This window comes from Hyphomicrobium sp. (assembly GCF_019753045.1).
In the GTDB taxonomy this organism is placed as follows: domain Bacteria; phylum Pseudomonadota; class Alphaproteobacteria; order Rhizobiales; family Hyphomicrobiaceae; genus Hyphomicrobium_B.
Genome location: NZ_JAIELN010000006.1, coordinates 289,113 through 311,899 on the forward strand (window position 1 = coordinate 289,113; position 22,787 = coordinate 311,899).

Genomic DNA, 22,787 nt, shown 5'->3' on the forward strand with positions numbered 1-22,787 from the left:
GGTGGCCCAAAAGACGCCTCAAGGTGCGAATATCGGCACGAATAGGGGCACAGTTTGCAACGAATTACGTCAGCATGAGCCGGCTGCGATTAATCGCAATATCGATGTCTGTGCTGATCCACGCCGCGATCGGCAACTTGATGCTGGCTTCATCGCGAAAATCCGTCAGCGATGCGCTCGACCTCGGGCAAGGCGTCGACATTGTACTCGTCGAGCAAGGTATCGCGGCCGAGGGACTCGTGAATCTCGGCGACGCAATGCAGACGATCCAACCAGTCAACATTTCTCCCCTTCGACCCCCGCCTCAATCGGATGAGGTAAAGCCGGACGAGTCGCGCGACGTCATTGCTTCGGATGCGAGCAGTGTCGAGGAAGTCGTGGTCAAGACGCAAGATCCGCCGGCGCCTTCTCAGCCGGATGCCGCGCAGGTCAACGAACAGCGACCGCCTCAATCGGCGGTCGCCACCGAGCAGAGTTCCGGTCCGGCGAAGACAGGCGCCGACGCGAAAGCAATCGGTCTCTACCTTGGGCGGATACAAAAGCACGTTGAGCGCGCAAAAGTGAGCCCACCGTCGCGGCGATCCGGAACTGTTGTCATGCGGTATACGATCGGTCTCGACGGCAAGCTCTTGTCGCGGGAGGTCGTAACAGGCTCGGGCTTTAAAATACTCGATGATGCGGCCGTAGCCGCACTCGACCGGGCGGCACCTTTTCCTCCGATCCCGCCAAAAGTCAGCCTCAGGCCCATCTCACTTACGCAGCAATTCACATTTGAGGCGATGCTTGTCGGAGGAAGATCACCTCGCTCACGCAGGTGATAGACCCTGTCCACAAGCTTGCGTTTCGCTGGGGTCGTTCTTCTGGGCCATGTCGGCTTCGGAACAGGCTACTGCGCCGTGAACCAGCGATCGTGCTGCTTGCCGCTCGCCGGCTTGAAGATTTGTAGCCCGCGAACGCGTCCAATATTCAGGCCGAATTTTCGTTAGGTTCAGGCCAGAACGGTGTTAACAATCAGGGAATGGTGCCCAGAAGAGGACTCGAACCTCCACGCCTTGTGAGCGCTGCTACCTGAAAGCAGTGCGTCTACCAATTCCGCCATCTGGGCTCCGATGTGTCACGTAGATTGTGCGAGCGCCGCAGTCAATTGCGTTACGAGTTAGCAGGGTGAGACAATCCATCTACCTTGGCCATCAACCCCCGGCCATCAACTCTCGGGATGAGGCAGTCCGACAGGCTTCACAGCGTCAATTTGGATCGTTAGACCTGCAGCCAGCAAATGAGCCCATCGAGGCTGCAGCATCGAGGTTTCGGAATGGCAGAAAACGGCAAGCTGGCGACGGTTTTCGGAGGTTCCGGTTTCGTCGGTCGCTACATTGTCTGGTCGTTGGCCCGCAAGGGCTACCGGGTGCGTGCGGCCGTCCGCAGGCCGGATCTCGCGGGCTATCTGCAACCCATGGGCGTCGTCGGGCAGATCTACGGAGTTCAGGCGAACCTTCGTTTTGCCGATTCGATCGCGCGGGCCGTGGAAGGCGCCGAGATCGTCATCAACGCCGTCGGGATCTTGGCGCCGAGCGGCGCGCAGACCTTCGAAGCCTTGCACGCCGAGGGCGCGGCGCGTGTTGCGAAGGCCGCCAAGGAAGCGGGCGCGGCCCGGCTTGTCCATATTTCGGCGATTGGCGCGGACGCAGCGTCCGCCTCGCGATATGCGCGAACGAAGGCAGAGGGAGAGCGGGCGACGTTCGCTGAATTCTCCACCGCACAGATCTTGAGGCCGTCCATCGTGTTCGGTCCGGAGGACGAGTTCTTCAACCGATTTGCATCGATGGCGCGCATGAGTCCGTTTCTTCCGCTGATCGGGGGCGGCGGCACCAAATTCCAGCCGGTCTTCGTGGGAGATGTCGGGCAGGCGGCTGCAAATGCTGCCACGGGTGGCGGAAAGACGGGCACGATCTATGAGCTCGGCGGCCCGGAGATTTTCACTTTCAGGGATCTGCTCGCGGCGACGCTTCGCTATGCGGATCGCCGGCGGCTCCTGCTGCCCATTCCGTTCGGGCTGGCGAAGCTCATGGCCATCCTGAGTTCTCCGCTCCCGAATTCGCTGCGTCCCATAACGCTCGATCAGGTCCGGTTGCTGCAGTCGGATAACGTTGTGTCGGAAGCTGCGAAAAAAGAAGGTCGAACGATTGAGGCGCTCGGCGTGGAACGGCCGGCATCAATCGATGGGATCGTTCCTGACTATCTGGAGCGTTTCAAGCCGAAGGGCCAATACGCCCATTATCACAACTGAAGCAGTCTTCACCAAAGCATACTGGGCCCGCGCGCCACAGTGTCATGAGAAAAAAGTAGAGCCACCCAAGGGATTGGGCGGCTCTTCGCATTTAGAGGGTCGTCGCGTCGTTTTTTAATGCAGCGGTGCGATCGACAACTCGTCTTCCTGAGCATGTCCAATGGCCGCTTGCAGCGTGTCGGTCAGCGCGATTGGCGTCCCGTCGGCTGCGTGAAGCGAAAAAAGCGGAATGCCCTTCGGGAGACCTTCTATCTGCGGGAACATCTCGATCGCTTCGTCCGAGGTCAGCGTCTTGATGTATGCGACCTCGCCGCCGCCAAGCCGTGCGAGCTCCAGCTCGCTCATGACGGGTCCAACAAGATCGCGGACTTCGGTAGCTTTTGCGGTGGTCTTAGTATTCATGACGCTCTTCCTCCTTGTGTCGAGGCCGGGCTCTCATCGCAGCTCGGAAAGGTGTGGCCCTCTGGCGGTCTTCCCTTCTGCGAGTGTGCTCCGATCCTCCGACGATTCGGCCGCCGGCGCTGTGACGCGAAAGACTCAGCTCAGGTCCGGCTTTTGATCTGCTTCGCCGTCCCTATCTCAATACGCCGGACGAGGCGCTCTGGTTCTAGGCGCTGTAAATCGACGGCCAACAGCCCGTTGGAAAGCTCGGCGCTTTTTACTTCGATGCCATCAGCCAGGACAAACGTTCTCGAAAACTGCCGGGAAGCGATGCCCCGGTAGAGATAGTCGCGTGCCTTGTCGTCCTGCTGCTTGCCACGAACCGTCAATTGTTTGTCTTCGAGCGTTATTTCCAGCTCGTCGCGCGTAAATCCGGCAACCGCCAGTGTAATGCGGAGAAGCTCGCCAGCGTCACCATCCCGGGCGATCCTCTCAATATTGTAAGGTGGATAACCGTCGCCACCCTTGGCGGCCCGGTCGACCAGCCGTTCGATTTCCTCGAAACCCAGAAGCAAGGGGTTCGAAAGTGCGGTTAAGCGTGTCATTTGAAGGTCCTCAGCAAGCGACCATCTATTCCAAGTTCGCCGGACGCCCTCTCGGGCCGCCCGGTACACCGGCATTGCTGCCCGGCGATTTATTGAAGATATGGTGGTGTTGGACCGGTCTTCAAGCGTGATCGGGGGTGGGCAGTGTCGCGGGCGCCTCATGCACCTCTAAAACGCTCTGGAGCCGGCTTTTTGCCTTCGTCCCGCCTTGGGGCCATGGCCAAGGAGCCGGGCCAATAGGGTCTTAATTCCGGGTAGGTGGATACATGAAATTCGCGTCCGTTCTGTTCGCGTCGGCCTTTGCATTTTCGATCGTTCCCTTCACTTGCTCAATCGCCGTCGCAGAGGAGCCGGCGACAGCACCAGCCGATGCCGCGAAAGCCTCGGATTCTGGAAAAGTCCTGGGCGATCCCGACGGGCCGCTTACCCCTGAAGAAAAGGCGGAGAAGGCGTCACGTCAGGCCTGCAAGGTCGATCTGTGCAAGGCCTTCCACTCGACAGACGCCTCGGCAAGCGACATCGCCTGCCATGTGGTCAAAAGCTGGCGCAAGGAACAGCTTGTGAAGCTCGTGGGCAAACTGAAGGTGACCTGGCCTTACGATGGCGCCCACTGCTCGACAGACTTGAGCGTCAAGCGGGGCGATCTGGTGAAGGCGATGACCGAGCCGAAAGCCGAGGTGGTGTTCGTCAAGCACACCGTCACATGCTCGATTGCAAGCGAGAAGAAGGGCGCGACGGATTTCTCGTTCGATTTGACTCCGAAAGTGACGTTCGAGAACGGGAAGGCGATCAAGGCGCAAGCTCAGTGGGGAAAGATCGAAGCGCCGACTCTGATCAAAAGTGCGCTTTGGACAGCAACGGCGGCAGACAACACCGTGAACATCCTATCGGGTTCCATCGTCGAGGAAGTGAACGAGTTCATCACCAAGAGATGTGACGAAGTCAAAGATCAATGGGCGGCCAAACAATAGCCGGCTTATAACCTTTCGCATTTGCGAAGTGTTATATTGTTATTAGGCCGGCTTATGAGTGGTCATTGTAAATACGATTGGCACTTATTTCCGGGCAAGCATATGTAGACGCCCGTTAAGCGTGGACAAACCACTCTTGGAGGAAGCCATGAAGTCGTGGTCGAAGCCTGAAGTTCGTGAGCAGGAAGTTGGTCTCGAAGTGACCAGCTATCTGCCGGCTGAGATCGATCTCATCTAATTCGGATGGGGTCGGCCTTAGGGTCGAACTATTAAGCGGCGGCCGAGTCTCTCGGTCGTCGCTTTTTTATTTGCGTCATCCGAGGCTTTCGATCGCCTCGCGCTTTTCCTCGAGTTCCAGCCAACGCGTTTCAGCCGTTTCGAGCTGATGCTGGGCCTCTGCCAATCTATCGTTTGCTTTGTCGAACGCCGGGCGGTCTCGCGTGAAGAGATCGGCGTCGGCGAGCTTTGTGGCGATCAGCCGGATCTCTTCTTCAAGTTTCGCTATTTCGAGGGGAAGCGTGGTCAGCGCGTGCTTATCCTTGAAAGATAGTTTCTGTTTCGTGGGAGCAGGCGGGGCATTTGAGTCTGCCGCGGATTTGCGGGACGCTCCGGCGGAATTCAATTGCGATTTCTTTTTCAGCCCCTCGCCTTTGCGCTGGGCGAGCATATCGGAATATCCGCCGGCATATTCGGTCCAATGGCCGTCGCCGTCGGGCGCCAATACGCTCGTTACGATGCGATCGAGGAAATCGCGGTCGTGGCTGACGAGCAAAATCGTTCCGGCGTAGTCGGACAGAAGTTCCTGCAAGAGATCGAGTGTTTCGAGATCGAGATCGTTCGTCGGCTCGTCGAGAATGAGCACGTTCGATGGTTTGGCCAGCGCTCGCGCCAACATCAAGCGTGCGCGTTCTCCGCCGGATAGAACGCGAATCGGCGACAGCCGCTGCTCGGGAAGAAACAGGAAGTCCTGCATGTAACTCGCGACATGCCGGGCCTTGCCGTTGATGATGACCTGATCGCCGCGTCCGCCCGTCAGCGCGTCGGACACCGTCCAATTGGGATTGAGTTCGTCGCGCTTCTGGTCGAGCGCAACGATTTCGAGATTGGCGCCGTGACGGATGTTGCCGCTGTCCGGGGCTATTTCTCCCGTCATCAACTTGATCAGTGTCGTCTTGCCGGCGCCGTTCGGGCCGACGATACCGAGCCGGTCGTGCCGCATGATGCGGAGATCGAGGTTCGAGACGATATCGGTTTCGCCATAGGCTTTGGAGATGCCGGTCGCTTCCACGACGAGTTTGCCGGAGAGGCTGCCTTCTGAAGCGTCCAGTCGGACCGTTCCGACGGTATGGCGTTGCTCGCGGACCTCTTGGCGCATGGCCTTCAGCTCGCGCACACGGCGGACATTTCGCTTGCGCCGGCCTGTGACGCCGCCATGCATCCACTGATTTTCGCGGACGATCTTACGGTCGAGTTTATGGCGCTCGATTTCTTCCTCTTCGAGGACCTTGTCGCGCCAATCCTCGAATGCCGCAAAGCTCTGTTCGAGGCGCCGCGTCTTGCCCCGGTCGAGCCAGACGGTCGAGCGCGACAGCGTTTCGAGGAATCGCCGGTCGTGACTGATGAGGAGCAGCGCTGAGCGTGATGCCTGGAGCGTCGATTCCAGCCATTCGATCGCGGTGAGGTCGAGGTGGTTTGTCGGCTCGTCGAGCAGAAGGACGTCGGGCTTCGATACGATCGCCTGCGCGAGGCCTGCGCGCCGCGCTTCACCGCCCGAGAGATGCTGGGGGTCGCTGTCGCCGGAGAGCCCGAGTTCGCTCAGAAGGTATTCGGCTTGATAGGGATCGTCGGTTGGGCCGAGGCCTGACTCGACATAGTCGCGGACGGTTTTGAAGCCCGTGAAATCGGCTTCCTGCCGAAGATATCGAATGCTTGCATTCGGGTGGGCGAAGCGTTCGCCGCTATCCGGTTCGACCAGTCCGGCTGCGATTTTCAGCAGGGTCGATTTTCCCGAGCCGTTGCGGCCGATGAGGCAGACGCGATCGCCGACGGCGACCGTCAGCTCTGCACCTTCGAGCAGCGGAGTTCCGCCGAAAGTCAGATTGATGTCTTTGAGCGTAATGAGAGGAGGTGCCATGAGGCCCCTCGTAGCGGTGGACGCGCGCCGGATCAATCCTCGCGGGGGGTGGCCTCGTGGTCATTTGCGGGAGAACGCGGCGAGCGTAATCAACAAACGCGGGACGGTGCGTTTTGCCGCACTGATCTCTGGCCGGGATTTTCCGTCAGCAGCAGCGGCTGATTTTGCCGCCGCCTTCGCCATATCGGCTCGCCTGACGTTCGCGGAAGAAGTCCTCGTAGCTCATAACGGGTTCATCCGGGTGAGCACGACGGCGATGGGCGACGTAGGCTTCGTAGTCGGGGACGCCGACCATCAGCCGCGCGGTCTTCGCGACGCCGGTTGCAAACTTGAACAGCAGGTTGGTGCTGGATCTTGTCATGCATCACTCCGCCGCAACCATAGCGCTCTCCCGAGCCGAAATATTCGGGTCGGCGAGGGCCTTCATCACCGCTGCTATGCCGAAGCCCGCCATGGCGACGACAAGCCCAATCAAAAGTCCAGTCAGCGTGGCGTTCAGGTAGTCATTGAAGACGATGCGCTGCATGTCCTCGATTGATTTGGCGGGTGCAAGGACCTGGCCCGAGGCGAGCGAGTTTGAGAATTTTCCCGCGTGAGACAGGAAGCCGATTGCCGGGTTTTCGCTGAAGATTTTCTGCCAGCCGGCGGTCAGCGTGCAGATCGCGACCCAGGTCGCGGGCGCGAGCGTCACCCAAGCGTAGCGCTGCCGTTTCATCTTGAAGAGGATGACGGTGCAAAGCGTCAGCGCGATGCAGGCGAGCATCTGGTTCGCTATGCCGAATAGAGGCCAGAGCGTATTGATGCCGCCCAAGGGATCGACGACGCCCTGGTAGAGGAAATAGCCCCATCCGGCGACGGCGACCGCGGTTGCCGCGATGTTTGCCGTCCATGACCGGGTGTCTCTCAGAGCCGGGCTCACCGTTCCCATCAGATCCTGGATCATGAAGCGGGCGACGCGCGTTCCGGCATCGATGGTCGTCAGAATGAAGAGCGCCTCGAAGAGAATGGCGAAGTGATACCAGAACGCCATCATGGCTTTGCCGCCAATGGCGCTGGACAGAATTTCGGCCATGCCGACGGCAAGCGTCGGTGCGCCGCCGGTGCGTGAGAGGATCGTCGACTCGCCGACGTGGGCTGCGGTTTCCCTCAGCGCGTCCGGGGTGATGGTGAAGCCCCAGCCGGAGATTGCCGCGGCGGCCGTTTCCGGGGTCGTCCCGATCAAAGCTGCTGGGCTGTTCAGCGCGAAGTAAAGCCCCGGGTCGAGCGTCGAGGCCGCGACCAAAGCCATGATGGCAACGAAGCTTTCCATCAGCATCGCGCCATAGCCGATGAAGCGGGCATTGACCTCATTGTCGAGCATCTTCGGCGTCGTTCCGGACGAGACGAGCGAGTGGAAGCCGGAGATCGCGCCGCAAGCAATCGTGATGAACAGGAACGGGAACAGGTTGCCGGCGAAAACAGGTCCGCTGCCGTCGATGAATTTCGTAACGGCCGGCATTCGGAGTTCGGGCAGGACGAAGAAGATGCCGATCGCCAAGCCCGCGATGGTACCGATTTTCAAGAACGTCGACAGGTAGTCGCGCGGCGCGAGCAGCGTCCACACCGGCAGCACGGCGGCGACGAAACCATAGGCGATCAGCATCATCGAAAGCTGCTCACCCGAATAGTTGAACATCGACCCGAGCGTCGGATCTTCGGCAACGTGGCGGCCGAGGATGAGCGAAAGCATCAACAAGCCAAAGCCGATGATGGACATCTCGGCGATCCGGCCGGGCCGAATGAAGCGGCCGTAAAAACCCATGAAGACGGCGATCGGGATCGTCATCATGACGGTGAACGTTGCCCACGGACTTTGCTTCAGCGCCTTGACGACGACGAGCGCCAGGACCGCCAGCAAGATGACCATGATGAGAAGGACGCCGATCATTGCGATGGTGCCGGCGGTGTTGCCAAGTTCGGTGCGGATCATCTCGCCGAGAGATCGCCCGTCGCGGCGTGTCGAAGCCCAAAGCATGATGAAATCCTGCACGGCGCCGGCGAAAATCACGCCGAAGATCAGCCAGAGCGTTCCAGGCAGATATCCCATCTGCGCCGCGAGCACGGGGCCGACGAGCGGACCTGCACCGGCGATGGCTGCGAAGTGATGGCCGAAGAGGACAGTTTTATCGGTCGGGCAATAGTCGAGCCCGTCATTGAAGCGCTGGGCTGGGGTCAGTCGATTAGGATCGAGGCGCAATACGCGGTCGGCAATGAAGCGGCTGTAGTACCGGTACGCGAGGAGGTAGGAGCATATCGCGGCGGATACGAGCCAGATGGCGTTGATGGTCTCGCCTCGCGATAGCGCAACGATGGCAAGCGAGATCGCGCCCAGTACAGCGACGGCCACCCATGTAAGATTTAAGCGCCAGTTAAGCATCGTTCCGTCCCTATCGTTCGCGATTATGGCTCGCAAATCGGTTCGGGGACGGACACTACATAAAAAGCCTCGGAAGGTCAGCCGTGTCGGCGGTCGCGGCGCGATGCGCCAAATTGGCCGAAGAGTGGATTGGTGGAGCTAACCGGGATCGAACCGGTGACCTCTTGCATGCCATGCAAGCGCTCTCCCAGCTGAGCTATAGCCCCGAACCATTCCAATCGGTGGGGCTGGATCCCACCGAAGTCGTGCCTGATAAGTCGTCTTGAAGGAAACTGCAAGGACGTTTCAGAGCTTTATCAAGGCTCTTCGTCGCCCTCGCCGGCCGGACCACCAATAATGTTGGAAACGTCGCCGCCTTCTTCTTCCTCTTCCTCAAGGAAGGTCTCGTCGTCTTCGCCGCCAGCCGTATCATCGGCTTCAACATCGACAAGAGCTTCTTCGCCCTCGACGGCCGGCAATTCGCCGTCGGCATCTTCAGCCGCAACCTTCTTGGCCTTCTTGGCCGCCAAGTCGCGCTGCTCAGCCTGAAGGGCTGCCAGTGCCGCAGGCGATGACGCGATCACATATTTGGCATTGCAGAATGGGCAGATGATCGGGTCATGCCCGAGGTCGTAAAAGCGCTCGTCGCAATTCTGACAGGTGCGCTTCGTCCCTCGCGCTTGCTTGGTCGCCATGATCGTGCCTCGACATCTCGGAAATTGAAGGAGCCCGTCTGCCATAGGCGGTGCTGCCTGTCAAAACGAAAAAGTGGGAGCTGGCCGGACTGCGTCAAGGGCTCTCGCCGACAATGTCTTGCCCGCCGTTGGAGCGTGCCGTTGACAGGGCGTCGCGGTCCAGTGTCTATCCGGGCTTCGACCGAGGCCAAAGTGCCCGATGCCCCCCAATTTTCTAACGGTTTGGAAGGTTGATTTGCACACTACAGCCACAACAGCCACACCGAAACCGCTTTCATCGCTCCGGGCTCAGCCGCTCAAGGGCCGAGTGCGGGTTCCCGGCGATAAATCGATTTCCCACCGGGCGCTGATTTTCGGGGCGCTAGCGACCGGCACGACCCGCATTACCGGGCTTCTCGAAGCCGAGGACGTTATCAACACGGCTAAGGCTGTGAATGCTCTCGGCGCGCTGGCCGAGAAGCGTGGCGACGTTTGGGAGGTCAAGGGTCGCGGCGTCGGTGGCCTCAGAGCGCCGGACGGGCCGCTCGATTTCGGCAATTCCGGCACCGGCGCGCGGCTGATGATGGGCGTCGTCGCGGGGCATTCGATGACCGTGGTCATGACGGGCGACGCTTCTTTGTCGCGGCGGCCGATGCGGCGGGTTTTGGCTCCTCTCGTGGAAATGGGTCTCGAGGTTCTAGAGCCCGGCCAGGAGAAGTTACCGCTGACCCTTAGGGGTACGAGTGAACTGACGCCGATCGTTTATGTGCTTCCCGTGCCCTCCGCGCAGGTGAAAAGCGCCGTTCTCATCGCCGGGCTCCATGCGGCGGGCGAAACGACAGTCGTCGAGCGCGAACCAACGCGCGACCATACTGAGCGTATGCTGCGCCACTTCGGTGCAACGGTCCGAACCGAGTCAAAAGGTCTCGATACGCACATCACCGTGACGGGGCATGCCGAACTCGTGGGCCGGGATGTCCACGTTCCCGGCGATCCTTCGTCTGCGGCGTTTCTTGTGGCTGCGGCGTTGCTCGTGCCCGGTTCCGATGTGACGATCGAGGGCATGCTGACCAATCCGACGCGTATTGGCCTCTATAAAACGCTGCAGGAAATGGGCGGCGACATCACGTTCCTCAACGAGCGCGAGGAGGGTGGCGAGCCGGTTGCCGATATTCGTGTTCGCGCGTCGCGTCTCAAGGGTGTCCGCGTGCCGGCTGAACGCGCGCCGTCGATGATCGATGAATATCCGGTGCTTGCAGCGATGTCGGCCTTTGCCGAAGGGCAGACGCAGATGGACGGCTTGGCCGAGCTCAAGGTCAAGGAAAGCGATCGGCTTCAGGCAACGGCGGCGGGCTTGGAGGCCAACGGGGCGATCGTGCGGGTCGATGGCGACAGCTTGACGGTTACCGGCAACGGCAGCCTCAAGGGGGGCGGCGTAGTTGCAACTCATCTCGACCATCGGATAGCGATGGCGTTTCTGACGGCCGGTCTCGTGAGTGAAAAGCCGATCGTCGTGGACGACTCGACGATGATCGCGACGAGTTTCCCAGAGTTTCGGCGACTTATGGAGACGCTCGGGGCGAGATATGATGAGCCGGTCGCCCGGTGACCGCGATGCTTGTCTTCCACCGCAAGAATGTGGACCAGATCATTCCGGAACGGGGAGAACGCAATTGATCATTGCGATCGATGGTCCGGCCGCATCGGGCAAAGGCACTCTCGCAAAGCGTATTGCGGCTCATTTCGGATTTGCGTGGCTCGACACCGGTCTTCTCTATCGCGCCGTCGCGAGGGATATCCTCGCGGCCGGCGGTGATTTGGAAGACGTTCAGGCGGCGACGGCGGCTGCGAAATCGGTCAATGCCGGGAGCCTCGATGATTCAGCGCTCCGGGGACCGCGTGCCGGTGATGCGGCATCGATCGTGGCAAAAATTCCCGAGGTGCGCGCGGCTCTGCTCGAATATCAGCGGGCTTTTGCCCGGCAGGCCGGCGGCGCCGTTCTCGATGGCCGGGATATCGGCACGGTCGTGTGTCCGGACGCGCCGGTGAAAATTTTCGTGACTGCTTCCGATGAAGCCAGGGCGATGAGGCGCTTTTTAGAGCATCAGTCGCGAGGCGATAGCGTCTCGTATGATGAGCTTCTTGCCGATATCCGGCAGAGGGATGCGCGCGACAGGGGCCGTTCCACTGCCCCCATGCATGCCGCCGACGACGCGGTTCATCTCGATACGACGGCGTTGGACGCAGATCAGGCATTCGCCGCGGCATTGCGATTGATCGAGCTCGCCAGCAACAAGTGCTGATATTGGGGCGTTACGCCTGTTGCGGTGATGTTCGCCGCGTCGTCTGCTCTCTGGCGAGCTTGGCTGCTCAGACTCGACCGCTCAACCTAAGCGTCATAAACTATTATTCATTGCGAGACGCCTCAGCGGCGCCCGCAGGTTTGTGCTAAACAATTTAAGGTAAGCGGCAGTTCGAACCGAGCCGGTCGCTTTGGGTTTCACGAGTGACCCCGACAACGGGGAACAAGGGACGCCATGGGCAAGAACGAGCAGAAGGTTGTTAAGCCGGAAGATCCGGAAATCCGCGATTGGACGGACTCGATATCGTCCGTTATCGCGTATGGCGGAACGGAACGGGCCGACAATATTCTCGAAGAAGTCGTCGAACGGGCGAGGGCTAGCGGCGCGGCAATTCCTTTTGCATCGAGCACTGCCTACATCAACACCATCAGCGTCGACGACGAAGCAAAGCTCCCTGGGAATCGCGAACTCGAACATCGAATCTCGGCGGCTATCCGCTGGAACGCGGCCGCCTTGGTGCTGCGTGCGAACAAAGAGTCGACGGAGCTCGGCGGTCACATCGCGAGCTACCAGTCCGCGGCGACCCTCTACGAAACAGGCTTCAATCACTTTTGGCACGCGCCGTCCGAAAGACACGGCGGCGATCTCATTCTCATCCAGGGGCATTCGTCGCCGGGAATCTATGCGCGCGCGTTCCTGGAGGGGCGGCTCGACGAGGACCGGCTTCTGCATTTCCGGCGCGAAGTCGGTGGACGTGGGCTTCCGTCCTATCCGCATCCCTGGTTGATGCCGGATTTCTGGCAGTTCCCCACGGTCTCGATGGGTCTCGGGCCGTTGATGGCAATCTATCAGGCGCGTTTTCTGAAGTATCTCCACGCGCGCGGATTGGCCGATACGGAAGATCGCAAGGTTTGGGTTTTCTGCGGCGACGGCGAGATGGACGAGCCGGAAAGTCTCGGCGCGATTTCGCTCGCGGGCCGGGAGAAGCTCGACAACCTGATCTTCGTCGTGAATTGCAATTTGCAGCGGCTGGATGGACCGGTGCGCGGCAACGGCAAGATCATTCAGGAACTCGAACGCAATTTCCGCGGCGCGGGCTGGAACGTTCTCAAAGTGATCTGGGGCTCGCAATGGGACGAGCTCCTGGCGCGCGATACGACCGGCAAGCTCCGCCAGTTGATGGAAGAGTGCGTCGACGGCGAATATCAGGTCTTCAAATCGCGTGACGGCGCATTCATCCGCAAGCACTTCTTCGGGCGCTATCCGGAAACGGCGGCGCTCGTCGAGGACTGGTCGGATGAGAAGATCTGGCGCTTGACGCGCGGCGGGCACGACACGTCGAAAGTTTACGCGGCCTATATGGCGGCAACGCAGCAAAAGGGCCAGCCCACGTGCATCCTGGCGAAGACCGTCAAGGGCTACGGCATGGGCCAGGCGGGCGAAGGCACGATGCTCGCCCATCAATCAAAGAAGATGGATGTCGACGCGCTTCGCCAGTTCCGCGATCGCTTCAAGGTTCCGGTGGCCGACGATCAGCTGGCCGAGGTGCCTTTCATTCGATTGCCGAAAGGCTCGCCGGAAGACGAATATCTGCACAAGATGCGGCGCAATCTCGGCGGCTACCTGCCTTCGCGCCGGCGCAAGTCGACGGTAACGCTCGACGCGCCGCCACTCTCGCTGTTCGAGTCGCAGCTCAAGGGCTCCGAAGGCCGCGAGATTTCGACAACGATGGCGTTCGTGCGAATTCTGACGGCGCTGATGCGCGATAAAGAGCTTGGCCGACGCATCGTCCCGATCGTGCCCGATGAGAGCCGTACTTTCGGCATGGAAGGCATGTTCCGGCAGTTCGGCATCTTCAGTCAGGTCGGTCAGCTGTACCGGCCGCAGGATGCCGATCAGCTGATGTTTTACAAGGAAGACAAGTCCGGCCAGATGCTGCAGGAAGGCATCAACGAGGCCGGTGCGATGGCGTCGTGGATCGCCGCCGCGACGAGCTATTCGACGTCGGACGTGCCGATGGTGCCGTTCTACATCTTCTATTCGATGTTCGGTTTTCAGCGCATTGGCGATCTTGCGTGGGCAGCCGGCGACGAGCGCAGCCGCGGTTTTCTGCTCGGCGGCACGTCGGGCCGTACGACGCTTAACGGCGAGGGCTTGCAGCACGAGGATGGCCACAGCCATCTCATCTCGGCGACGGTGCCGAACTGCATCTCGTACGATCCGACTTTCAACTACGAGGTCGCGGTCATCATCCAGAACGGCATGAAACGCATGCTGACGGATCAGGAAGACGTCTTCTTCTATCTGACGCTTCTGAACGAGAACTATGAGCATCCGCCGATGCCGGAGGGCGCCGAGGATGGCATCATCAAGGGGATGTATTTGTTCCGCAGTGCGCCCGACGGTGCGCCGGGCCACAAAGTTCAGCTTATGGGCTCGGGAGCGATCCTGCGCGAAGTCATCGCGGCCGCCGATCTCTTGCGCGATGACTGGGGCGTGCCTGCCGATATCTGGAGCGTGACGAGTTTTACGGAACTTGCGCGAGAAGCGCATGATGTCGAGCGCTGGAATCTGCTGCATCCGACCGAGACGCCGCGCGTCCCGTACGTGAAGCAAATGATTTCCGAGCGCGGCGAGGGACCGGTGATCGCCTCGACCGATTACATGAAGCTCTACGCCGATCAGGTTCGACCCTCGGTTCCGAACCGGTATTCGGTTCTCGGCACCGACGGCTTCGGACGGTCCGATTATCGCCGGACGTTGCGTTATTTCTTCGAGGTCGACCGGCATTTCGTGACGGTTGCTAGCCTCAAGGCTCTTGCCGACGAGAATAAGATTCCGTCCATCAAGGTCGCCGAAGCTATCGCGAAATACGGGATCGATCCCGACAAGGCCAATCCAGCCCGCAGCTGACCAGGACAGGTTCCGCTCCATGCCGCTCGTCGACATCAAGGTGCCGAATATCGGTGATTTTGAAAATGTGCCGATCATCGAAATTCAAGTGAAGCCTGGCGACGAAGTGAAGATCGATGATCCGTTGATCACGCTCGAGAGCGACAAGGCTGCGATGGACGTGCCTGCGCCCTTTCAAGGCCGCGTGGCGGAAATCCTCGTCTCCATCGGCGACAAGGTTAGCGAAGGCATCGCCATCGTGAAGCTCGATACTTCGGGCGACGCTAAGCCCGAAGCGCCGACAGGGAGCGGGAAGGGTGCTAACAAGTCCGGAAAGTCAGAGGCGGCCGCAGCGAAGGCTGCGAGTGCGCCCGAAAAGCGGAAGTCCGTCGAAGCAAAAGACGGGGGATCGATACCGCCGCCCGGCGATTTCGGGTCGGTTTACGCGAGCCCATCAGTCCGGCGCATCGCTCGCGACCTCGACGTCGATCTGACGAAGGTCAAAGGAACGGGCGACAAGGGCCGCATCACGAAAGATGATGTCAAAGCCTATATCGCGCGGAGCAGCCAGCCCGCGGCGGCGGCGGGCGCCAACACAGGGCAAATGGCGGGCATTCCGGAAATTCCGGCACAAGATTTCTCGAAATACGGGCCGATTGAAACGAAGCCGATGTCGCGGCTGAAAAGACTGACCGGGCCGAACCTGCATCGCGCCTGGTTGAATGTTCCGCATGTCACTAATTCCGATGAAGCCGACATCACCGATCTCGAGGCTTATCGCAAAGATCTCGACGCCACGGCGAAGAGCAAGAACTATCGCGTGACGCTTGTTGCGTTTCTGCTGAAGGCCTCGGTATCGGCGCTGAAGGAATATCCGGACGTCAATTCGTCTCTCGCGCCGGGCAAAGATGCTCTCATCCTCAAGCGCTACTACAACATCGGCGTGGCGGTCGACACGCCGGACGGGCTTGTCGTCCCGGTCATTCGCGACGTCGATCGCAAGGGCGTCCTCGAATTGAGCCAGGAGCTGACGGCCGTTTCGGCGCGCATGCGCGACGGCAAGATCACGCCGACCGACATTCAAGGCGCGACGTTCTCGATATCGAGCCTTGGCGGCATCGGTGGCACGGGTTTCACGCCCATCGTCAATGCGCCGGAAGTCGCCATTTTGGGTGCGGTTCGCGCACAGATGAAGCCGCAGTGGGACGGTTCTGCATTTCAGCCAAAGTTGATGCTGCCGCTCTGTCTTTCTTACGACCATCGCGTGGTCGATGGCGCGCTTGCCGCGCGGTTCTTGAGAAAGATTTGCGACGCGCTGGCCGATGTTCGCCAGCTGGTCTTATAGGGCGCGAGAATGAGCAGAAAAGAAATTCGCGTTCCGGTTCTCGGCGACTTCGAGGATGTTCCCGTCATCGAAGTGCACGTGAAGGCGGGCGCAACCATCGCCGCCGAAGACGCGCTCATTACGCTCGAGAGCGACAAGGCTTCGTTCGATGTGCCGGCTCCTGAGGGCGGCAAAGTCGTCGAGGTTCTGATCAAGGTCGGCGACAAGGTCAGCGAAGGCAGTCCGATCCTGACGCTCGAAACGGATGCGGGAGCACAGCGTCCCGCCGAGCCCCAGAAGGTACCACCGAAAAAGGAAGCGCCTCCGATTGCTGCTGCGTCAGCGGAAAAATTTTCAGCTTCTGCGGATCATTCGTGCGAGGTGCTGGTGCTCGGCGCCGGGCCCGGCGGTTATTCCGCAGCCTTTCGCGCTGCCGATCTCGGCGCGAAGACCATCCTCGTCGACCGGTGGCCCGCGCTTGGCGGTGTTTGTCTGAATGTCGGCTGTATTCCATCGAAGGCGCTGCTGCACACGGCATTTGTCATCGACGAGGCGGCTGCGCTGGGCAAACACGGCATTACGTTTGCCGCGCCGAAAATCGATCTGAAAAAGCTTGCGGCATTCAAAGATGCCGTCGTCGGCAAGCTGACGGGCGGGCTCGCATCGATAGCAAAGGCGCGCAAGGTCACGACGCTGCGCGGGACCGGCACGTTCGTCGACGATCATCATATGTCTGTCGTGTTCGACGACGGTCACGAAGAGGTTGTGCGTTTCGAAAAGGCCATCATCGCTGCCGGGTCGGAGGCGGCGACGCTGCCGTTCATGCCGTCAGATCCGCGTATCGTCGATTCGACCGGAGCGCTCGAGCTTCCGCAAATTCCCGATAAGATGCTCGTCATCGGCGGCGGCATTATCGGGCTCGAGATGGCGACGGTCTATTCGACGCTTGGCGCAAGGCTCGATGTCGTCGAGTTGCTCGATGGCCTGATGCTCGGCGCTGATCGCGATCTCGTCAACGTGTGGCAGAAGGTCAATGCACGCCGCTTCGACCGGGTGATGGTGAAGACCAAAGTCGTTGCGGCGGAAGCCAAGCCAGACGGAATTTATATAAGTTTTGAAGGTGCCGATGCGCCAGCCGGGCCGCAGCGCTACGGGATGGTGCTCGTCGCCGTCGGGCGCAAGCCAAATGGCAAGGCGATCGGCGCGGGCAACGCGGGTGTCGGCGTTACCGACCGTGGCTTCATTCCGGTCGATAAGCAAATGCGGACAAACGCTCAGAACATCTTCGCCATCGGCGACATCGCGGATGAGCCAATGCTCGCGCACAAGGCCGTCCACCAGGGCCATGTCGCGGCGGAGAACGCGGCGGGGAAGAAGAGTTTCTTCGATGCCCGCCAGATCCCGTCGGTCGCCTACACCGATCCGGAGATCGCGTGGGCGGGTTTGACTGAAACGGAGGCTAAGGCGCGAGGCATCGCGTATAAGAAGGCAGTGTTTCCCTGGGCGGCATCGGGGCGCGCTATCGCGAACGCCCGCGACGAGGGCTTTACGAAACTCCTTTTTGACGAGAGCACCGAGCAGATCATCGGCGGCGCCATTGTGGGCACGGAAGCCGGAAATCTCATTTCGGAGATTTGTCTCGCCATAGAAATGGGGGCGGACGCCGTCGATATCGGGAAAACGATCCATCCTCACCCGACGCTGTCGGAATCCGTCGGCATGGCCGCCGAGGTCGTTGAAGGGGTCTGTACGGACCTGATGCCCGCCAAACCGCCGCGGGGCAGGGCTTAAGGCGGTCGCAGGCCTTACAACCCTGATACAAGTCAGGGCTTGGTAGTCCTTGCTTTCGGGGGGGCGGTTGGCTATATCAGCGCCATTCGACGTCGCTGTCGGATGGTCAAGAGGAAGATCAGCCGGTTGGGCGCCCTATAGGGGCCCCGAATTCTGACCGGCAGGGCTGCGGCCCATCACGGCGACATCACATCCAGACATCCGCGCCATCAAGCCAGGCATCGCGTTCGCGCGGGTCTGCCTATTGGCGCTTCAAACATCAACCCAAACTCGCCCGGCCCGAGCCGGGCGCCACGAAGTTATCAAGGAGAACGAATGTCCGCTGAAGTTGCCAATAAAGATTTTAATCCCTCGCGCGAAGATTTTGCCGCGCTTCTTGCCGAGAGCCTTGCCAAGGATGACCTGTTCGAAGGTTCCGTCGTAAAGGGCAAGATCGTCGGCATCGAAAAAGACATGGCGATCATCGACGTCGGCCTGAAAATGGAAGGCCGCGTCGCTCTGAAAGAGTTCGGCGTCGGCGGCAAGCCGGGCGACCTTAAAGTCGGCGACACCGTTGAAGTGTACCTTGAGCGCGTCGAGAACGCGCTCGGTGAAGCGGTTCTCTCGCGCGACAAGGCTCGCCGCGAAGAAAGCTGGACCCGCCTCGAGCGCCTCTACGAAAAGGGCGAGAAGGTTACGGGCGTCATCTTCAACAAGGTCAAGGGCGGCTTCACGGTCGATCTCGACGGCGCCGTGGCGTTCCTTCCGGGCTCGCAGGTCGACATTCGCCCCGTTCGCGATATCGGACCGCTGATGCATCAGCAGCAGCCCTTCCAGATCCTGAAGATGGATCGCCGTCGCGGCAACATCGTCGTTTCGCGCCGCTCGGTTCTCGAAGAGAGCCGCGCCGAGCAGAGGACAGAAATCGTCGCTCGTCTCGCCGAGGGCCAGATCATCGACGGTCTCGTCAAGAACATCACCGATTACGGTGCGTTCATCGATCTCGGCGGCATCGACGGTCTTCTCCACGTCACCGACATGGCATGGCGCCGCGTCAACCATCCGTCCGAAATCCTCAACGTCGGCGATACGGTGAAGGTGCAGATCATCCGCATCAACCCCGAAACGCAGCGTATTTCGCTCGGTATGAAGCAGCTTCAGTCCGACCCGTGGTCGGCGATCGAAGCCAAGTATCCGGTCGGTGCTCGCGTCAAGGGCACCGTGACGAACATTGCCGATTACGGTGCGTTCGTTGAACTGGAGCCGGGCGTCGAAGGCCTGATCCACGTTTCGGAAATGAGCTGGACGAAGAAGAACACGCACCCTGGCAAGATCGTTTCGACGAGCCAGCAGGTCGAAGTTCAGGTTCTCGAAGTCGATCCGCAGAAGCGCCGTATCTCGCTCGGCCTGAAGCAGACGCAGGAGAACCCGTGGGATGCGTTCCTGACGCAGCACCCGAAGGGCTCGGTCGTCGAAGGTCCGATCCGCAACATCACCGAGTTCGGTCTCTTCATCGGTCTCGACAACGGTATCGACGGCATGGTCCACCTCTCGGATCTCGACTGGCAGAAGGCCGGCGACGAGGTCATCAAGGACTACAAGAAGGGCGACAACGTCAAAGCCATCGTTCTCGATGTCGACGGCTCGAAGGAGCGCATTTCGCTCGGCGTCAAGCAGCTGTCGGGCGATCCGGCAGACGCCATGGCGAAGTACAAGAAGGGCGATGCCGTCACCGGCACGGTCACGTCGGTCAGCGACGCTGGTATCGAAGTCAGGATCGCAGACAGCGAGTTGACGTCGTTCATCAAGCGGGCCGATCTCTCGCGTGATCGCTCGGAGCAGCGTCCGGAACGCTTCAACGTCGGCGACAAAGTCGACGCGGCCGTCCTTTCGGTCGACAAGGCAGCGCGCCGTATCGCGGTTTCGATCAAGGCGCTCGAGCTTGCGGAAGAAAAGCAGGCGGTTGCTCAGTACGGCTCGACCGACTCGGGCGCTTCGCTCGGCGACATCTTCAAGGCCGCCATCAAGAAGCGCGAAGGCGCCGAAGACGCCGAGTAATCGGCTGGTTTGGCCCAGACTTGGGTCCAGACCTGGGGCCGGGCTTTGGTCCGGCCTCGGTCAGAGTTAAGAAATTGGAGGCGCGCGGCAAACTCTGCCGCGCGCCTTAACTTTTGGGCGAGACGTCGCGGGCTTCCCCGTTGCTCGCGGCCGCAACCTTGCCTACGTTCGCCGCCAGAACGATCCGCGCTGACGGGCCTCCCGCTCGACCTGCCGCGAGATGACGGAAAGGGCACCACCCCCAATGCTTGAAACGGAAACGGTTCTCGATCGCAGGCGGCTTCGCCGGTCGGTATCGATTTGGCGCGCCGCCGGGCTCGCCGGCGTCCTTCTCGCAATCGGCGCGCTGGCATTCGGCGGCGACAAGCTTGCTTCGCTTACCGGCGAAAAACAGATCGCCCGCGTGACAATCGAAGGCACCATCACGGAAGATCGCGATCAGCTCAAAATGCTGAAGGACATCGGCGACGACAACAGCGTCTCCGGCGTTCTGCTGTTCATTAATAGTCCCGGCGGCACGACAACGGGGGGCGAGGCGCTCTTCGAAGGCATCCGTACTCTTGCCAAAAAGAAGCCCGTGGTCGCCCAATTCGGCACCGTGGCGGCGTCGGCCGCCTACATTGCGGGGCTCGCCACAGATCATATCGTTGCTCGCGGCAACACGATCACCGGTTCGGTCGGCGTCATCGTGCAGTGGCCTGAGGTCGTCCAGTTGCTGGACAAGATCGGCGTCAAAATGAACGAGGTTAAGAGTGGCCCGCTGAAGGCTTCACCCTCGCCGTTCGAGCCGCTGGACGACGCCAGTAAGAAGGTCGCCGAGGGCATGGTGGCCGATGGCTTCAAGTGGTTCATTGGCCTGGTCGAGACCCGCCGAGGGGTCAAAGCGGCCGATATTCCGGGGCTTCTGGACGGCCGAATCTACTCGGGCCGCGAGGCTCTTGATGCGAAGTTGATCGATCAACTTGGCGGCGAGGACGAAGCGGTCAAATGGCTCAAGGACGTGAAAAGCGTTCCCCAGACGGCGAAGGTCACCGACTGGAAGCCCGGAAACAGCGGTGGTTACGGCTTTGCTGGCATGTCGGCCGGCATTGCGGGCTGGTTGCTCGGACCGGCAGCCGGGGACGCCGTAAATTTTTTGCTTCGTGATCGGATGATTTCCACGCTCGGACTTGACGGTCTTCTCTCAGTTTGGCACCCTTCTGAAAAATAAGAAGAAATGGTCGCCGAAGCTGGGAGCGAAACGTGATCAAATCGGAGCTGGTGCAACGGATTGCCACTGCCAATCCGCATCTTTACCATCGTGACGTCGAACGCATCGTCAACGTAATTTTTGATGAAATTGTCGATGCTTTATCGCGAGGTGATCGCGTCGAGCTTCGCGGTTTCGGTGCGTTCACGGTCAAGCATCGTGCGTCACGACAGGGAAGAAATCCGCGTACGGGAACCACGGTCGCCGTCGCCGAGAAATTCGTGCCGTTCTTCAAGACCGGCAAGGAACTTCGTGACAGGTTGAATAAACTTAACGGCAGCAAACACTGACGATACGGCCGCTGCGGTTCGTTGCGCGCACGCCGAGTGAGGAAAGATCATGTTCAGGCGTATTCTCGCGCTTCTAATCGGCTTTCCGATCGGCATCATTCTTGTCGCGATTGCCGTTTCCAACCGGCAGCCAGTGGATCTGATCCTCGATCCCTTCCGTCCGGAAACGCCCGCGCTTTCCATCGAGTTGCCGTTCTACATTTATCTCATGGTGGCTCTCGTCGTCGGCGTCATACTTGGCGGCATCGCGACGTGGATGGGGCAGAGCCGATGGCGCCAGACGGCGCGTTCGCAAGGCAAGCGCGCAGCGCGCTGGCAAGCGGAAGCCGATCGCCTCGCGCGGGAACGCGAAGCAGCTGGCGACCAGGCAGATCAGCGATTGGCCATCTCCGGCCGTTGATGCTAGCGAGATCCTAGATGTCATTCGATGCGCTGACGCTTTTCGGACTCGTTTCCGTCAGCCTGATGCTGCTGTTCTACACGTTCGAGGACAGCAGCCCCTGGTGTATCCTCGGATTTTCCGTCGCTTGTGCGATGGGCTCGGTCTATGGATTTCTGCAGGGCGCCTGGCCCTTCGGCCTTGTCGAAGGCGTTTGGACGTTTATCGCTCTCAAACGCTGGCAGAAGCGTCGGCTTACCGGTGCGCCCGCGGCGTAACACACGAACTTAGATGATCACGACAGCCAAAATTTGCGGGATCACGACGCCTGAAGCGTTGGAAGCGGCCATCTCCGGCGGCGCCGACTACATCGGGCTTGTCTTTTATGCGAAGAGCCCGCGCCATCTCGACATCCCTCAAGCCAAGCGACTGGCGGGGCTCGCACGCGGCAGGGCCAAGATCGTTGCGCTGACGGTCGATGCGGATGACGACACGCTGCAAGAGATTGTCGATGACGTCGCTCCCGACATCTTGCAACTGCACGGCAAGGAAACCCCGGAACGGGTTGCTGCCATCAAGAAGCAATTCGGGCGAGAAGTCATAAAGGCGATTGCCGTCGCGACGGCCGGAGACGCGGAACGCGCACGCAGCTACGCGGGCGCTGCCGATCTCATCCTCTTCGACGCGAAGGCGCCTCCGGGCTCGTTGCTTCCGGGCGGCAACGGGCGAACGTTCGACTGGCACGCGCTCGATGGTGTTGCCGAAGCTCTGCCGTTCATGCTTTCGGGTGGCCTCGGGCCCGACAACGTCGCGGATGCCATCGCGTTAACGAAGCCGGTCGCCGTCGATGTGTCGTCCGGTGTTGAAAGTGCGCCGGGCATCAAGGACCCTGATCAGATCCGTCGCTTTCTTCTCGCCGTAAAGGCAGCTAAGCAGGCGTAGAAATTCCCTCTCCCCATACTTTATGGGGAGAGGGTTAGGGTGAGGGGCGGCAACTTCGGTGCGCCCTGCGGCCCCGCACCCCAGCCCGCGCCCCCCCCGCGGGGGGGGGGGGGAAATCGAAGCTGTAAAAGGC

At 60.4% G+C, this 22,787-nt stretch carries 21 protein-coding genes and 2 tRNA genes; 15 read left to right on the forward strand and 8 right to left on the reverse strand.

What is annotated here, in order from left to right:
- The first annotated feature begins 104 nt into the window (after positions 1–104).
- Entirely contained in the window at positions 105–818 is a 714-nt protein-coding gene (locus K2Q04_RS08140; RefSeq protein WP_291161715.1) for a TonB family protein, read from the forward strand.
- A 201-nt stretch (positions 819–1,019) separates the two neighbouring features.
- Here K2Q04_RS08140 and K2Q04_RS08145 read toward each other — a convergent pair.
- Positions 1,020–1,105, reverse strand: a tRNA-Leu gene (locus K2Q04_RS08145).
- Positions 1,106–1,312: 207 nt separating this feature from the next.
- Between K2Q04_RS08145 and K2Q04_RS08150 the strand changes: the two genes are divergently transcribed.
- Entirely contained in the window at positions 1,313–2,287 is a 975-nt protein-coding gene (locus K2Q04_RS08150) for a complex I NDUFA9 subunit family protein (protein WP_291161717.1), read from the forward strand.
- A gap of 114 nt (positions 2,288–2,401) precedes the next feature.
- Here K2Q04_RS08150 and K2Q04_RS08155 read toward each other — a convergent pair whose 3' ends face one another.
- Both K2Q04_RS08155 and K2Q04_RS08160 read right to left on the reverse strand, forming a co-directional pair.
- Positions 2,402–2,689 carry a DUF1150 domain-containing protein gene (locus K2Q04_RS08155; protein WP_291161719.1) on the reverse strand — a complete coding sequence of 96 codons (288 nt, stop codon included), beginning with the start codon at positions 2,687–2,689 and terminating at the stop codon, positions 2,402–2,404.
- Positions 2,690–2,829: 140 nt separating this feature from the next.
- Positions 2,830–3,273, reverse strand: a complete 444-nt coding sequence (locus K2Q04_RS08160) for an Hsp20 family protein (protein ID WP_291161721.1) — start codon at positions 3,271–3,273, stop codon at positions 2,830–2,832.
- A 266-nt stretch (positions 3,274–3,539) separates the two neighbouring features.
- Here K2Q04_RS08160 and K2Q04_RS08165 point away from each other — a divergent pair, with 266 nt between their 5' ends.
- Positions 3,540–4,244, forward strand: coding sequence for a hypothetical protein (locus tag K2Q04_RS08165; RefSeq protein ID WP_291161723.1), 705 nt, complete (start codon positions 3,540–3,542; stop codon positions 4,242–4,244).
- A gap of 148 nt (positions 4,245–4,392) precedes the next feature.
- Positions 4,393–4,482, forward strand: a complete 90-nt coding sequence (gene pqqA / locus K2Q04_RS08170; RefSeq protein WP_291161725.1) for a pyrroloquinoline quinone precursor peptide PqqA — start codon at positions 4,393–4,395, stop codon at positions 4,480–4,482.
- Positions 4,483–4,557: 75 nt separating this feature from the next.
- Here the strand turns inward: pqqA and K2Q04_RS08175 are convergent, their stop codons facing one another.
- The 5 genes from K2Q04_RS08175 to K2Q04_RS08195 all read right to left on the reverse strand — a co-directional run bounded on the left by K2Q04_RS08175 (position 4,558) and on the right by K2Q04_RS08195 (position 9,468).
- Positions 4,558–6,378 (reverse strand): ATP-binding cassette domain-containing protein, encoded by a 1,821-nt coding sequence (locus K2Q04_RS08175; protein WP_291161728.1) that lies wholly within the window; start codon positions 6,376–6,378, stop codon positions 4,558–4,560.
- Positions 6,379–6,523: 145 nt separating this feature from the next.
- Entirely contained in the window at positions 6,524–6,739 is a 216-nt protein-coding gene (locus K2Q04_RS08180) for a YbdD/YjiX family protein (RefSeq protein ID WP_291161732.1), read from the reverse strand.
- 3 nt (positions 6,740–6,742) lie between these two features.
- Positions 6,743–8,794: a carbon starvation CstA family protein gene (locus tag K2Q04_RS08185; RefSeq protein ID WP_291161734.1), complete on the reverse strand. Its 2,052-nt coding sequence runs from the start codon at positions 8,792–8,794 to the stop codon at positions 6,743–6,745.
- A 130-nt stretch (positions 8,795–8,924) separates the two neighbouring features.
- Positions 8,925–9,000 (reverse strand) — tRNA-Ala (locus K2Q04_RS08190).
- Between the two features lie 90 nt (positions 9,001–9,090).
- Positions 9,091–9,468, reverse strand: a complete 378-nt coding sequence (locus K2Q04_RS08195; RefSeq protein ID WP_291161737.1) for a TIGR02300 family protein — start codon at positions 9,466–9,468, stop codon at positions 9,091–9,093.
- Positions 9,469–9,703: 235 nt separating this feature from the next.
- Between K2Q04_RS08195 and aroA the strand changes: the two genes are divergently transcribed.
- From aroA to K2Q04_RS08250, 11 genes are all read left to right on the forward strand, one after another.
- A complete protein-coding gene (gene aroA, locus K2Q04_RS08200; RefSeq protein WP_291161739.1) occupies positions 9,704–11,056 on the forward strand; it encodes a 3-phosphoshikimate 1-carboxyvinyltransferase in 1,353 nt (450 codons plus the stop codon).
- Positions 11,057–11,120: 64 nt separating this feature from the next.
- Positions 11,121–11,750, forward strand: a complete 630-nt coding sequence (gene cmk / locus K2Q04_RS08205) for a (d)CMP kinase (RefSeq protein WP_291161741.1) — start codon at positions 11,121–11,123, stop codon at positions 11,748–11,750.
- A 234-nt stretch (positions 11,751–11,984) separates the two neighbouring features.
- Positions 11,985–14,663 (forward strand): pyruvate dehydrogenase (acetyl-transferring), homodimeric type, encoded by a 2,679-nt coding sequence (gene aceE / locus K2Q04_RS08210; RefSeq protein ID WP_291161743.1) that lies wholly within the window; start codon positions 11,985–11,987, stop codon positions 14,661–14,663.
- A 19-nt stretch (positions 14,664–14,682) separates the two neighbouring features.
- Positions 14,683–15,987, forward strand: coding sequence for a 2-oxo acid dehydrogenase subunit E2 (locus tag K2Q04_RS08215; protein WP_291161745.1), 1,305 nt, complete (start codon positions 14,683–14,685; stop codon positions 15,985–15,987).
- A 9-nt stretch (positions 15,988–15,996) separates the two neighbouring features.
- The gene (gene lpdA, locus K2Q04_RS08220; protein ID WP_291161746.1) at positions 15,997–17,757 is read left to right on the forward strand and encodes a dihydrolipoyl dehydrogenase; all 1,761 of its coding nucleotides are present in this window, start codon (positions 15,997–15,999) and stop codon (positions 17,755–17,757) included.
- Between the two features lie 315 nt (positions 17,758–18,072).
- The gene (gene rpsA / locus K2Q04_RS08225) at positions 18,073–19,794 is read left to right on the forward strand and encodes a 30S ribosomal protein S1 (protein WP_291161748.1); all 1,722 of its coding nucleotides are present in this window, start codon (positions 18,073–18,075) and stop codon (positions 19,792–19,794) included.
- A gap of 244 nt (positions 19,795–20,038) precedes the next feature.
- Positions 20,039–21,004, forward strand: a complete 966-nt coding sequence (sppA, locus tag K2Q04_RS08230; protein ID WP_291161750.1) for a signal peptide peptidase SppA — start codon at positions 20,039–20,041, stop codon at positions 21,002–21,004.
- 32 nt (positions 21,005–21,036) lie between these two features.
- The gene (ihfB, locus tag K2Q04_RS08235; protein WP_092863431.1) at positions 21,037–21,333 is read left to right on the forward strand and encodes an integration host factor subunit beta; all 297 of its coding nucleotides are present in this window, start codon (positions 21,037–21,039) and stop codon (positions 21,331–21,333) included.
- 49 nt (positions 21,334–21,382) lie between these two features.
- Positions 21,383–21,733: a LapA family protein gene (locus tag K2Q04_RS08240; RefSeq protein ID WP_291161752.1), complete on the forward strand. Its 351-nt coding sequence runs from the start codon at positions 21,383–21,385 to the stop codon at positions 21,731–21,733.
- Between the two features lie 17 nt (positions 21,734–21,750).
- Positions 21,751–21,990 carry a hypothetical protein gene (locus tag K2Q04_RS08245; RefSeq protein ID WP_291161754.1) on the forward strand — a complete coding sequence of 80 codons (240 nt, stop codon included), beginning with the start codon at positions 21,751–21,753 and terminating at the stop codon, positions 21,988–21,990.
- Between the two features lie 13 nt (positions 21,991–22,003).
- On the forward strand, positions 22,004–22,654 hold the full coding sequence (locus tag K2Q04_RS08250; protein ID WP_291161756.1) for a phosphoribosylanthranilate isomerase: 651 nt from the start codon (positions 22,004–22,006) through the stop codon (positions 22,652–22,654).
- Positions 22,655–22,787 lie beyond the last annotated feature (133 nt).